This window comes from Psychrobacter sp. (assembly GCF_036731945.1).
Taxonomy (GTDB): domain Bacteria; phylum Pseudomonadota; class Gammaproteobacteria; order Pseudomonadales; family Moraxellaceae; genus Psychrobacter.
This window is the reverse complement of sequence record NZ_DAINDI010000001.1, coordinates 86,297-99,702: the sequence shown is the minus strand read 5'-3', so window position 1 is coordinate 99,702 and position 13,406 is coordinate 86,297. Positions and strand designations below refer to the sequence as shown.

At 44.1% G+C, this 13,406-nt stretch carries 12 protein-coding genes and 1 tRNA gene; 8 read left to right on the top strand and 5 right to left on the bottom strand.

Annotated features, from left to right (window positions below):
* Positions 1-40 precede the first annotated feature (40 nt).
* Together V7D75_RS00415 and V7D75_RS00410 are read right to left on the bottom strand one after the other, a co-directional pair.
* Positions 41-127 (bottom strand) — tRNA-Leu (locus V7D75_RS00415).
* Positions 128-264: 137 nt separating this feature from the next.
* On the bottom strand, positions 265-1,038 hold the full coding sequence (locus V7D75_RS00410) for a ferredoxin--NADP reductase (RefSeq protein WP_333612945.1): 774 nt from the start codon (positions 1,036-1,038) through the stop codon (positions 265-267).
* A gap of 445 nt (positions 1,039-1,483) precedes the next feature.
* Here V7D75_RS00410 and V7D75_RS00405 point away from each other — a divergent pair, with 445 nt between their 5' ends.
* The 8 genes from V7D75_RS00405 to gspK all read left to right on the top strand — a co-directional run bounded on the left by V7D75_RS00405 (position 1,484) and on the right by gspK (position 9,568).
* Positions 1,484-2,362 carry an SAM-dependent methyltransferase gene (locus V7D75_RS00405; protein ID WP_333612944.1) on the top strand — a complete coding sequence of 293 codons (879 nt, stop codon included), beginning with the start codon at positions 1,484-1,486 and terminating at the stop codon, positions 2,360-2,362.
* An 84-nt stretch (positions 2,363-2,446) separates the two neighbouring features.
* Positions 2,447-4,234 carry a GspE/PulE family protein gene (locus tag V7D75_RS00400; RefSeq protein WP_333612943.1) on the top strand — a complete coding sequence of 596 codons (1,788 nt, stop codon included), beginning with the start codon at positions 2,447-2,449 and terminating at the stop codon, positions 4,232-4,234.
* A 193-nt stretch (positions 4,235-4,427) separates the two neighbouring features.
* Positions 4,428-5,216 (top strand): TatD family hydrolase, encoded by a 789-nt coding sequence (locus V7D75_RS00395; protein WP_333612942.1) that lies wholly within the window; start codon positions 4,428-4,430, stop codon positions 5,214-5,216.
* Between the two features lie 231 nt (positions 5,217-5,447).
* Positions 5,448-6,131 (top strand): TetR/AcrR family transcriptional regulator, encoded by a 684-nt coding sequence (locus tag V7D75_RS00390; RefSeq protein ID WP_149489853.1) that lies wholly within the window; start codon positions 5,448-5,450, stop codon positions 6,129-6,131.
* 210 nt (positions 6,132-6,341) lie between these two features.
* A complete protein-coding gene (locus V7D75_RS00385; RefSeq protein ID WP_333612941.1) occupies positions 6,342-7,046 on the top strand; it encodes a prepilin-type N-terminal cleavage/methylation domain-containing protein in 705 nt (234 codons plus the stop codon).
* 3 nt (positions 7,047-7,049) lie between these two features.
* A complete protein-coding gene (gene gspI / locus V7D75_RS00380) occupies positions 7,050-7,529 on the top strand; it encodes a type II secretion system minor pseudopilin GspI (protein WP_333612940.1) in 480 nt (159 codons plus the stop codon).
* On the top strand, positions 7,526-8,446 hold the full coding sequence (locus V7D75_RS00375; RefSeq protein WP_333612939.1) for a prepilin-type N-terminal cleavage/methylation domain-containing protein: 921 nt from the start codon (positions 7,526-7,528) through the stop codon (positions 8,444-8,446). The genes gspI and V7D75_RS00375 overlap by 4 nt, the downstream gene beginning before the upstream one ends.
* 33 nt (positions 8,447-8,479) lie before the next feature.
* The gene (gspK, locus tag V7D75_RS00370) at positions 8,480-9,568 is read left to right on the top strand and encodes a type II secretion system minor pseudopilin GspK (protein WP_333612938.1); all 1,089 of its coding nucleotides are present in this window, start codon (positions 8,480-8,482) and stop codon (positions 9,566-9,568) included.
* 47 nt (positions 9,569-9,615) lie between these two features.
* Here the strand turns inward: gspK and V7D75_RS00365 are convergent, their stop codons facing one another.
* From V7D75_RS00365 to ychF, 3 genes are all read right to left on the bottom strand, one after another.
* Positions 9,616-10,296, bottom strand: a complete 681-nt coding sequence (locus V7D75_RS00365) for a TetR family transcriptional regulator (protein ID WP_333612937.1) — start codon at positions 10,294-10,296, stop codon at positions 9,616-9,618.
* Between the two features lie 161 nt (positions 10,297-10,457).
* Positions 10,458-11,894: a deoxyguanosinetriphosphate triphosphohydrolase gene (locus V7D75_RS00360; protein ID WP_333612954.1), complete on the bottom strand. Its 1,437-nt coding sequence runs from the start codon at positions 11,892-11,894 to the stop codon at positions 10,458-10,460.
* 184 nt (positions 11,895-12,078) lie between these two features.
* A complete protein-coding gene (ychF, locus tag V7D75_RS00355; RefSeq protein WP_068405531.1) occupies positions 12,079-13,170 on the bottom strand; it encodes a redox-regulated ATPase YchF in 1,092 nt (363 codons plus the stop codon).
* Between the last annotated feature and the right edge of the window lie 236 nt (positions 13,171-13,406).

Here is a 13,406-nt window from a genome sequence, read left to right as displayed (position 1 = left end):
AAAAACCCTCGTAATCGATAGATTGCGAGGGTTTCGTATATGGTACCGGGGGTCGGACTTGAACCGACACGCTTTTAAAGGCAACGGATTTTGAATCCGTCATGTCTACCAATTCCATCACACCGGCGTGTTAGGTGATAAAGTCTTTATTGCTAGACAATATCGAATTGGGCTACAGGGTTATCTCTGTATAGGCTGCGTATTATAGCAGCCTATTTTTAGCCGTCAAGAATTATTTATACTATTTACGATAAAATTTTATTTTTAACCAACGAAAGCGCGTTCAACCGCATAATCCGCTTGCACACCCATACGTGGAGAAACGGTGAGACCGAAGTCGTCTAAAATTGTAGAGATATCCGCATTAAATGGCATACTACCGCAGATAAGTACGCGGTCATCGTCTTTATTCATTGGCGGTAGACCAATATCTTCGAAGAATTTGCCTGTTTTCATCAGATCAGTGATACGGCCAGTATTTCTAAATTCTTCACGGGTAACAGTCGGGTAGTAGATAAACTTCTCACGGAACTCTTCACCAAAGATTTCATCGTTTGGCAGCTCTTCTTCAAACATTTCACGATAAGCCAAATCCTTCACCTGACGCACGCCGTGTACCAAAATGATTTTGTCAAAACGCTCATAGACTTCAGGATCGCGTGATAAGGCTAAAAAGGGTGCAAGTCCCGTGCCGGTTGATAGCATATATAAATGCTTACCCGGTAATAAATCGTCTAGTACCAAAGTACCCGTTGGTTTTTTACTGACCAATAACTCATCGCCCACTTTGATATGCTGCAAGCGCGAGGTTAGCGGACCGTCTTGAACTTTAATAGAGAAAAATTCCAAATGCTCTTCGTAGTTGGGGCTGGCAATCGAGTAAGCGCGCAATAGCGGTCTACCATCGACAACGATACCAATCATCGCAAACTCGCCATTACGGAAGCGTAAGCCATCGTCGCGCGTGGTTTTGATGCTAAATAGAGAGTCATTCCAATGATGAACCTCAGTGACCGTTTCGGTGCGGAGTTTTGACATAAAGCCCTCGTTAGTAAGTGGTAATGTGTATTCGCCCATTAAAAATGGTGGTAAACAAAAATTTTTAAAGTAATAAAAAGTGTGAATAAGATTAAGCGCTTATCAATTATCAGTTCAGGCTAATAAGCAAATGATATGTTAAGCAAATGACACGGATAAAAAACCGTTATTTTAACATTATTATCAGGTTTTATAAGGCGTCAGATTCTAGCAAACAACAGCGCTGCCCGTAAAAGTAAACTTTGCTGCTTGTACTTTATAAACCTGCCCTTTATGAATGCAAGCCATTCTCAATAAATTTCTCGCTCATCATAACAAACTTTAAAATAAAAATCCGCCTAGCTGCCTGTCTGTACCATGATAAAATGGAATATCGTTAGCGAGTAATTTTCTATCATTGCCGCATGCCATGTATTATCAGCTATTTACTTTTGGGATTTGATTTATGACTTGTCAGACTTCCGCCGCTATTAACTATCATATATCGCCCATTATCGGTTACCACCGTGCGCCGCTGTCGCAAAAGTTTGGCGCACCGAGGCAGCCAAATTTAGTAGCTATGACTAGTGTCATTGAAATGCTCGCGCCATATGATACGCCAGCGGCATTTGCCGGACTGGAGGATTTTAGTCATATTTGGATCAGTTGGCAGTTTCATCATAACTATTTATATAAAGACAAATTGGATAAACACAAGCATTCACTCAATAATAAGCAGCAAGATAAAAATGATAGTAGCTTTCGTCCGCAGGTGCGTCCGCCGCGTTTGGGCGGCAATCAAAAAATAGGTGTATTTGCCAGTCGCAGTATGTATCGTCCATCTGCGCTAGGGTTGTCTGTGGTCAAGCTTGAGCGCATTGAGATTGTCGAAGGACGGGTGTTACTTATTATTAGCGGGGCTGATATGATAGATGGGACGCCGATTATCGATATCAAGCCTTATGTGGCTTATAGTGACGCCTTGCCTGATGCCCAAAGCGGTTTTGCGCCTTCGGCGCCGCACTTGTTGGATGTGAGTATTACTAAATTAGCTTATGAGCAATTTGGGCAAATTATCGCCAATCAAAGTGCGGATAATGCAGCGGAAGAAAATGCGCAAAATGAGCAATCGTCCGTCAAGACAGTCATTGATAAAATCCAAAAGCGGTTATTAAGGTCTGATCTCGATACGATTAAAGCCTTGATAGCCCAAGACCCACGCCCTGCTTATCGGCGTACAGAGATAAATACGTCATTTGTCATGCGTTATAAATCTGTTGATGTCAGTTTCCAGTTGCTGGAATCAGATGAATTACAGATAACAAGTATCGTTATAGTAGAATGAAAGTAAGTATCAGAATCGTAGTAAACATCGCCGCTGCCAAATGCCTTAAATCTTATAAGAATAAAACTATAAAAGAAGATAACTATGTCTGCTCAAAAATATTCGATAGTGATTGATTTGCGTTGGTGCCTAGATGAATTATTGGCAGATAGGGTGATTGATCAACGCGGCTATAACCTTGTTATTACCAGTCGCCGTAATAAGGTGCAGCATCCGCTGATTACGATTAGTGAATTTGGGCTGCCAAATGGTCACGCGCTTGATAGCAATTCTGAGAATAAATTGACGCTGGCGTGGCTCAATCAGTGGCTGGCTGCCAAAGCAGATATGCCGCTTGTGCGTATTGATCCGTTAAAGGTCGATGTACCGGCGGTAACGCAGCTGATGTCGTTTGAGTATGCACGCTCGCAGCATATTTTACCGATTGAAGTGACGCTTGATGAAGTGGTTATCGGTACCGATCAGCCGTTTTATACCGATTGGCATGGCAATATTGAAAAGCTCATTAAATCAAAAAGCTATCGTACGGTCTTTATCAATCCTGAACAAATCAATCGCTATCGGCAAGATTTTTATCAGGTCACACAAGCGATTGCGGGCGCGAACTCCCTACATAAGCGCGCAGCGGCGGACGTCACCAACGTCGAAGCGTTATTACAGCTGGGCGATAACACCAATCCCGATGCCAATGATCAACATATCGTCAAAGTGGTCGATTGGCTATTGCAATATGCCTTTGAGCAGCGCGCAAGCGACATTCATCTAGAGCCGCGCCGCGAAACAGGCAAGGTGCGTTTTCGTATCGATGGGGTGCTGCATAGTGTCTATGAGATGCCGCTTGCCATTATAGTAGCAGTGACCGCCCGTATTAAAATTTTGGGACGGCTCAATGTCGCAGAAAAGCGTAAGCCGCAAGATGGACGCCTAAAAACCCGTACACCCAAAGGTTTAGAAACTGAACTACGTCTCTCTACCATGCCGACTGCTTTTGGTGAAAAGCTTGTCATGCGCGTATTTGACCCAGAAGTGCTGGTGCGCTCATTTGCCCAGCTTGGTCTGTCGGGTAAGCAGCTTGAAACGTGGCATGAGCTGACTGCCCATCCTAATGGCATTATATTGGTTACCGGTCCGACGGGCTCAGGTAAAACCACCACTTTGTATAGTACGCTTAAGCAGCTCGCCACCGAGCAGGTCAATGTCTGTACGATTGAAGATCCGATTGAGATGATTGAGCCAGCTTTTAATCAAATGCAGGTCAATCCAGGGGTTGATTTGCATTTTGCCGATGGTATCCGCTCTTTGATGCGTCAAGACCCAGACATTATTATGGTTGGTGAGATTCGCGATGCCGAAACGGCGAATATGGGAGTGCAAGCGTCTTTGACGGGGCATTTAGTGCTATCAACGTTGCATACCAACGACGCACCAAGCTCTATTACCCGTTTACATGATTTGGGTATTCAGCCATTTTTAACCTCAGCAACGATATTGGGCGTCATGGCGCAGCGCTTATTACGGACATTATGCCCGCATTGTAAGCAAGCCGTTGATGTTACGCCAGATAGCGAGATTGCTATCCAATGGCAAGAATTGGTGCAACCTTGGCGCGCGCCTGTACCAGCACAAGTTTATAAGGCGCAGGGCTGTGAGCACTGTCGCCATACGGGCTATCAAGGCCGCGTTGGTCTGTACGAGATTATGCCATTATCCAATGAGCTAAAAAAATTAGTCGCAGCCGATGCCAATTTGGATACGTTGAAGCAGCAAGCGTACCGCGAAGGCGTACAGCCGCTGCGTTTATCGGGAGCAAAACGTATTAGCGAAGGGTTAACGACCATAGAAGAGGTGATGCGTGTGGTGCCGCTGCATTAAAGGACGTCTCTAAAATACACCTCATTCAAAAAACTATTCTTTAAAAAAATGCTCGGATAAAAAAGCCTTTATATAGACGTTTGTTAAACACGACTTGAAAAGCCAGCTTATCAGAGCAATTAATACTATTACTATTACCAAATTCATATTTTAAGATAATTCTATTTATTGTTTTTTATTAACGAGATTGTTTATGTTTACAGATACGCATTGCCATCTAAACCGTTTGGATTTAACCAAGTATGATGGTCAATTGTCCGGTGCAATTGCTGCAATGAAAGCAGCCAATGTCACCCGCGCGATGGCCATTATGTGTGATTTTGCTGAATACGATGAGGTTGCCAATATTGTTAGCACTTATAATGACGAGGCGCTAAATCTCGGCATGAGCGTTGGCATTCATCCCTGTGAAGATATTAGTGTATTACAATCAGCGACGGTCGAGCGCTTGATAGAAATGGCTGATGCTGAGCACGTGTGGGCGATAGGGGAGACGGGGCTGGATTATTACTGGTCGACGGACAATAAAAAAGAGCAGCAAGCGAGCCTTGCGCGTCATATTCATGCCAGCCAACACCTAAAGAAACCGCTTGTCGTGCATATGCGTGACGCTAAAGAAGATACGCTTGATATCCTAAAAGCGGAAGGCGCTGAACACGGTATTATTCATTGTTTTACCGAAGACTGGGAGACGGCAAAACGGGCATTAGACTTAGGGTTTTATATCTCGTTCTCAGGCATTGTTAGCTTTAAGAGTGCACAAATCATTCAAGATGCTGCAAAAAATATGCCCAAAGATAGAATACTGATCGAAACGGATAGCCCGTATTTGGCACCAGTACCTAAACGTGGCAGGCCCAATGAGCCCGCATATGTGCCATACGTGGCAAGCTATCTTGCTCAGATGTACGGCTATAGTAGCGAGGAAGTGGGTGCCCTGACTGCAAAAAACTTTGAAAATTTACTGGCACAGTATCATTAAAATGGTTATGCTATGACCAATCAGTCATTTATTAACTGGTCTTGAGATTTATGTTTTAATTTTTTTTAAGACTAAATCTAACCACATGATTATCAATGACTATTTAGCAAACATAAGCATATTTCCTTCGATGATATTGGCATAGCCGTTATGCATTTTATACGCGGGCTGCCAGTATACTGATATAAGGAGCGGTGGTATGCATGATATTGTCAGTTTTTAGGAGAAATTATGAGTCGTCAGCACCAGTTCAAGGCACGAGAAGAGAATATCTTAGCGATGGCAGAGCAATTGCTACTTGAGTCAGGCGATGGTGATATCACTTTGGACAGTTTGGCAGACCAGCTTGATTTGGCTAAAGGCACCTTATATAAGCATTTCTCTAGTAAAGATGAGCTTTACCTGCGTATTATTATCCGTTATGAAGAGCAGCTGTTTGAGATTAACCGTATTGATGACTGTCCGTCGGCAGGTGTCGCGCGGATGATTTTTCAGCAACTATTTAATCCGCAAAAAGCCATGCTCCTTAACCAAATCGAAGAGCGTTTGGCGGCATCGGTGACGGGTTTGAATCGCCTGTTTGGTGAGCTTTACGATATTCGTCGTCAGCGCATGAAGCGTTTGATTGATATTATCAGTGCGTATCTTCAAGAGCAGCATAGCAGCTTAAGTACGCGCGATTATTTGTCCTCGATTTGGGCGATGGGTCAAGGCGGCGCAGGATTATTAAACTCAAGTTTTTATCAGCGCTACTTAGGTCGCCGTGATACCTTGCGTTATGCTTTTGTGCAGCAAATGCTTGAGTTGCCAAGCCATTATCCAGCGGTCGATGACGAGGTAATGGATGAGGATATGCAAGAGCTGGTAGAGCAAATCGATACTGAATCAGAAGAGCACCGTAATACCAATTACTAGCTTTTTATTCTATTTTAAACGCAGTCAGCTATTATTTTATAAAAGTCCGTGTTGTTATCTTCTGTATGGCAACACGTTAAATTATCTTCTAACATGTGTACAGATTTATTTTTTTAATCGGGCATATCTATCGTTTTATCTCCATCATACTCATACCACCCAATTCAGTATCATTTCTAATAAAATGACACCATTCTAGATGACTTCTGTATGTCAAAACCGACTTCCTCGATATCTTCAATAACAGCCTCTCACGCGCACATCCGTATCGGGCAAGCGGGCTTTACCCTTGTAGAAATAGTAGTGGTGGTCGTTATTCTATCCATATTTGCTGGCATGATGAGCTTGTCGGTCGGTAGTAGTGAGTCACGCAAAAACCGCGCCTTTTATGAGCATTTAACAGATGCTTTGAGCTATGTACGTCTATTATCTGCTGAGCGTATGGCGCCCATGGGTCTAAGCTTAAAAGCCGATAAACAAGGTCAAATTACGCCGGTCATTGACACGCTATCAAACCCGTATATTGCCTATCAAACTCAAGATTCTACGTCTTCTAGAGGCGATAGTACGCCTAAGAACGCCATGGAGCTGTCAGCAGATTTGACGAATATGCCAGCTGCTACAGATAAAGTGCCCACACCAAGCTGGGATATTGAGCCAGAAGTTAGTCTGCCTGCATTTCCTACGGGTGTGAGCTTAAGCGTGCAAAGCCTAGATGCAGGGAAGCAAACAACCGCAGGCCAAACCCAAGCGCTGCAGCCGTGGTTTACCAACCAAAACGTACCGCAAGTACTATGGTTTGGCACAGGTCAGGCCACGCCGGTGACGATTGAGGTGCGTCATAATTCGCGTTTGGTGGGTGAGGTGATTACAATTATGCCCGATGGTAGTATTTCGATAGGACAAGGGCTGTAGCTGATGATTAACAAAGATAAAGCCAAATCGACCTACATAAATCCAAAGCCTGTTATATCAAGGCATGAGCAAGGATTTACCCTGATTGAAGTCATGGTTGCTTTGGCAATTTTGGCCGTCGTTGCCGCTGCCGCGAGCCGTGCGAGTAGTGCGTATTTAAGCTCAGTCGATGTCTTACGTACTCGCACGCTAGCGCAGTTTGTTGCACAAAACGCGGCAGCAGATTTGCGCATTCAAGATACGTGGCTGACGGCCAATAAAACCCAAACTATCAATGCCCAAGGTCGTGATTGGCAAGTGACAATGACCGCCACGGACGCCATCACACCTGCATTAAAACAGGTAAATATCGCTGTTGCGCCCATTGTAGATGGACAGACACGCAGCGCAGTGACGGATATCAACGTCATGCTAAGTAATGCTGAGCAAGAGGTTGGTAGTTTGGATTTGAGCTTATTAAATCCTAATAGAGGCAATCCATGAAATCAAATCATGGGTTTACTCTACTTGAGCTGATGGTGGCGATGGCGATATTTGCCATGTTAGCGGTGGCTGGCTGGCAAGTATTTGATGGCGTTAACCGTGCGCGTGAACGGGCGCAATTTCATGCGGATAATTTAGCAGTTTTGCAATATGCCTATTTGCAATTACAGCAAGATATGAACCAAATGATTCCTTATCAGGCAGTGGATACGCAGGGTGCTGATTCTTTAACTAATAACGCCTCAACCAATAACGCTACAACCAATAATGCCGCAAATAATAATGGTAGTAATAACAACGCCAGCAATAGCAATCAAGAAAACGCACCAGCGCCCGAACCCTTTATGAGCCTAGACGGCGCACGTATCAGCTTTATGCGTTTTGCCGACCCTGATCCACGTTATCAGAGCAGCGCGAGTGTGCAGCATATCGAATACATTTTTGCTGATGAGCGCTTAATTCGTCGTCAATATACCAGTCTTGGCAGTGACAGCATCAGCTTAGATAGTGTATTGCTTGAAGGCGTCACGGCTGGGCGCTGGCAAGCGTATTTACCTGAATTAAGCACCAAATTTCCCAATAAAGACAGCAGCAGCAGCAATAACAGTACCAGTAATAATACCGTATCAGGGCAGTTGGCGAATTCAGCCAATAAAACGTCTGAGACTATACTGTTACCAAAAGGGGTCGTGCTCAACTTTACTTATCAGGATATGCCGATTACTTGGCAATGGGCACTGACGCCGCAGCCGATACCAAATGTCAGTACAAATACCAGTCATAAAAATATGCCTAATAATCCTAATGCTAATAGCGATGATAAAAATAATAACGGCGACACTAATAACGAAGCTGATGGCAATGGAGCAGATAATAATTCAGGCAGCATTAATGAAAATACCCCTTTTGGTCAATGACAGAAATTATTTATGCCAACTAGGTTACCAACGATGCCTATAACCTCTATGAAAGCCGATTCGCAACGTGGCGTCGCGCTGCTGACTATTTTATTATTGGTGGTTAGTATTACTGTGGTTGCAGGGGCAATGCTTGCCAGCCAAAAGATTGCCATTAGGCGCAGCGGCTTATTGTTTGACCAAAACCAGCTCTTACAAGATATCAACGCAGGTCAGCAATTGGCCGTTACCTTGATTCGTGCTGATGCTAAATTAAATGATACCGATAGCGAGCAGGATATTTGGGCGCAGCCAATACCGCCTTATACGCTAGGCGGACATAGCATCGGCATCGAATTACGCGATGAGGGCAGTCGTTTTATTATTAATAATTTATATCATGATGGCGCTGTCGATACTGCTGCATTGGCCGTCTTTCAAAGGCTACTAACACAGCTAAATTTAGAGCCTGATATCGCCATTGCACTACTTGATTATCAAGATGCCGACAGCGAGGTCTACCAAGATGGCGGTGATGAAAGTGTGGTATATGCTCAGCAGTCCAATCGCGGCGCGGATACAGCTTTACCCAACCAAGCGTTGCTTAGTATCGATCAATTAGCAGAGGTAAAGGGCGTTGATGCGCAAGTATTGGCGACACTGCGTCCCTATATCACGGCGGTACCATATTATTTACCCATTAATATTAATACCGCCCGTCCCGTTTTGCTTGCTGCCTTGGTAGAAGGGGCGAGCAGCCAGCAAATGCAGAGTATCGTTGAGTTGCGAGCAAAACAAGCCTTCGGCTCTGTCGATGATGTTTGGCAACTGCCTGTATTAAGTAGTATAAAAGCAGAGGAGCGCAGAGCCTTGACGCCATTACTAGCGGTTGATAGCCGAGCCTTTATGGCACTTATTACTGCGAGTGATAATGCGGATAGTGGTCAGGTAAGGCAACGCTTTGCGACTACTATCATTAGCAAAACGACCGCTGATAGCGACGCAGCAAATAACAGTAGCAATAATGAAAATAGCAGTGATGCTAATAACGCGAATAGCAATACTAAAAATGCTGATAATAAAAAGCCCAAAGAGGTGCGTGTGCTAACGCAGCGACTTTGGGCTTTTAGGCCAATTTTCTAATGGTTATAGATAATTAGTAATAAATAGCATGCAAAAAATAAGCCTAATTAATCACTTAAACGGGTTTCTTCGGTAGACTTCCAGTTATAGGCACCATAAAAAAGCATTTGTGCTTGGCGCGTGCAATTATGCAGCATCAGCTGTTTTTTCTTTTCAATCTCAGCCAAGTCGACCTCATCATCATGGTCTTCGGTATAGGTCAGCTCGAGCCAGTCAATAATCCAAGAAAAAAACATATTGACCCCAGCTTCCGCTAACAGTCTACGATCATAAGTATTGATGTGGGTAAACGCCGGCTGTAGCGCCAAATCTTCTGCGAGACTTTGACCGTGTTTTTTAATCAGCTCATTGATGGCTTTGCGTACCGCTTCTGAGCCGCCATAACGCTCACTAACTAAGAACTGCCAGTAGCAAGGCTGTTCACTGACCATATATAAAAACATCTGAATACTTTTAGCGATTTGACGCTCAAAGCTACGTTTGCGCCCAATTTGTAAGTTTTCACTTAACGTTGCCATCGTATCGCCTAACTCTTCGATGACTAAGGCGCGACCAAGCGACTCCATGTCATCAAAATGACGATAAAACGCCGTCGGCACCACACCAACCTCGCGCGTGACTTGTCTGAGACTGATTGAGCTAAAAGACTGTCCTGTCATACATAAATCAAGCACCGCATTAAAAAAAGCGTGCCGAGTTTGGAGTTTCTTTTGTTCGCGACTACTCATAATATTTCAAAATTGCCTGATAGATGTCTATCATACTCATTTCATTGCGAAAATACGAATGAAATAGACGGTTATCGTTGATGGTTTACTTAAACTTTAGTTTGGCTCGATTTTAAATTGCCTCTAAACTTCTTTTTAAACGCGCTGCTTAAACACGTTGTTTAAACAATGGTGCCCCAATGTCCTTGTAGCTCTTGCGCCAGTCGATAGGCTTCATGATCATTCATACCAGTGATAAAATCTAATACATTAAGCATATTATCATAGGTATTATCTGCTAGAACACGACGATGTTCATCGAGATGCGGCTGGAGTAATTTTAGCAAACGCTGCTGTTCAAAGGATATTTGGCCTATCGAGGCATCGGTTTCATTTGCCTCATTTGTCTCTTTTATCCAGGCAAGTGGCATAAAAGCATCGAGCAGGCGCTGCAAGCATTGATTGGCCATCAGCTCCATGCGCACTTTACTTGGGTGATTAAATATCTTTTCGCGTGCCAATTGCTTAGCTTGGTTAATGCCACTTTGTACGCTCGGCTCACAGTGCGCAAACAAGCTGCCTTGTAGCGTCCCCGCCAACATAGTATCACTGTTGGCTACAAAGGCATCGGTGACGGCATTGACCAAACGCATCATTGCCCGTGCCCGCAGCGATGCCAAATGCTGTCTGACTGACACTTGAGTGGGTAGAGCAAGCGTATCGGGGCGCTCACCAATCAGCTCATAAAAAATCGCCGCAACCTCTGCATAGCTTAGCATATTCAAATTGATGCCATCCTCCAAATCTATTAGCGCATAGCAAATATCGTCTGCCGCTTCTAATAAATAGGCCAGCGGATGACGAGCAAAGCCATCGTGCTGCTTTGAATATGGCAAGCCTAACGTTTCTGCCAACTCCTCTAACTGCGCCGCCTCACTATAAAAGCAGCCAAATTTTTGCATGTTAGTGGTATGGTTGCCTTGATAAATAGGGTTGCTATGAGTGGCAAGCCAAGGGTACTTCATAAACGCGCCCAAAGTAGCACAAGTTAAGCGCATACCACCTAAATCAGGGTGGTGCTCATTTCGGGTTAATATACGAAATCCTTGTGCATTGCCTTCATAAGCCAGTAAATCTAATTGCTCGTTATTATTCAGATTTTGCAAGATTTGCTTACGGTCAGGATGCATAAACCAGTCACGAATGGCGTATTCACCGGCATGACCAAACGGTGGATTGCCAATATCATGGGCAAGGCAAGCTGCTTGGATAATGACGCCGACATCAGCGGGCGCGACACCGTTCGGTAAGCCGCCGCCCAACTTATCATGCAGCTTCTCTGCTGCCATGATACCCAAAGAGCGACCAATACAAGAAACTTCTAGCGAATGTGTCAACCGCGTATGAATACCGAGCTGATTGGTCAGTGGATGAACTTGGGTCTTTTGATTCAGCTGACGAAAGGAATGTGAAAATACCAGTCTGTCATAGTCTTTATGAAAGGAGGAGCGTGCGCTGTCCTCGGCAGGGGCTTTTTTATGACTGCCTAAACGCTGAGCACTAAATAGTTTTGCCCAATGGTCGCTGGAATTCGTAGTTTGATTAACAGAAACAGTCATCATTTATCGTCCGTTATTTTTATCATTTTATTTTATCGTTGTTGTTCGAGAAGTTAATTATTTTAACGTTATTCCCTTTATTATAATAAAAAAAGCCAGCGTTGAAGCTGGCTTTTGGTTGTTCTCTACTAAGACTGTGTAAACACGCAATCCGCTTGTACTTGTAAGTATTAAAAGTTAAACGTTAAACATTAAAGCGGAAATGCATCACGTCGCCATCTTGCACGATGTAAGTTTTGCCTTCTAAACGTGATTTGCCAGCAGCAGCTGCGCCTTTTTCACCGCCATACTCGATAAAGTCATCATATGCAATGACTTCAGCGCGGATAAAACCCCGTTCAAAGTCGGTATGAATCACACCAGCGGCTTCAGGAGCGGTGGCGCCAACAGCGACTGTCCACGCGCGGACTTCTTTGACGCCTGCCGTAAAATACGTTTGCATATCAAGCAAATCATAACCGCCGCGAATCACTTGATCAAGGCCAGCCTCTTCCATATCCATTTCAGCTAGGAAGTCTTTTTTGTCATCTTCATCAAGCTGAGCAATTTCAGATTCGATTTGATTGCATAGGGCAATGACAATAGAATCTTCGCCAGTCGCATAGTTACGCACTGCATCTAGATATGGGTTATTTTCAAAGCCATCCTCGCTTACGTTAGCGATATACATCGTTGGCTTTAAGGTAATCAAACCATAACTTCTGATCAGTTTTTGCTCGTCCTTGTCTAAATTGGCACCGCGTGCGGCTTTACCTTCTGCTAATAATGGCTCGATTTTTTTGAACACATCCAGCATAGCCGTCGCGTCTTTATCGCCACCTTTGGCTTTTTTGCTTAAGTTAGTAATAGCGCGTTCAACGGCTTCTAAATCGGCCAATGCCAATTCGGTATTGATGGTTTCGATGTCGTCAATCGGGCTGACGCGGCCGTCAACGTGGACGACGTTATCATCATCAAAGCAGCGTACCACGTGGGCAATCGCATCGGTCTCGCGGATATTAGCTAAAAACTGGTTGCCCATACCTTCACCTTTTGAGGCGCCAGCGACCAAACCTGCGATGTCGACAAATTCCATCGTTGTCGGCAATACGCGCTCGGGCTTGACGATATCAGCCAATTTTTTTAGGCGTGGGTCTGGCACAGGTACGATACCGGTATTGGGATCTTTGGTGCAAAAAGGAAAGTTTTCAGCGGCGATACCCGCTTTGGTCAAGGCGTTAAACAGGGTGGATTTACCCACGTTTGGTAGACCGACGATGCCGCAATTAAAACCCATAACATGCTCTCAATATATTAATAAAATCAGGCAATAACAGACTTGGTATGTAGTCAGTATAAAGCTTGGTAAAATAGGAACTCAAAATTGGGCATATTGTAGCAAATTTCAGCCAAAATGGGTGATGTTGTTGTGCTTGCTGTTTTAATTTTATGCTCAATACAATACTTAGTAACCTGTTTAATACCGCGGTTTAATACCATCCTTTAATAGCATCGTTTTATATGAGTGTTCTT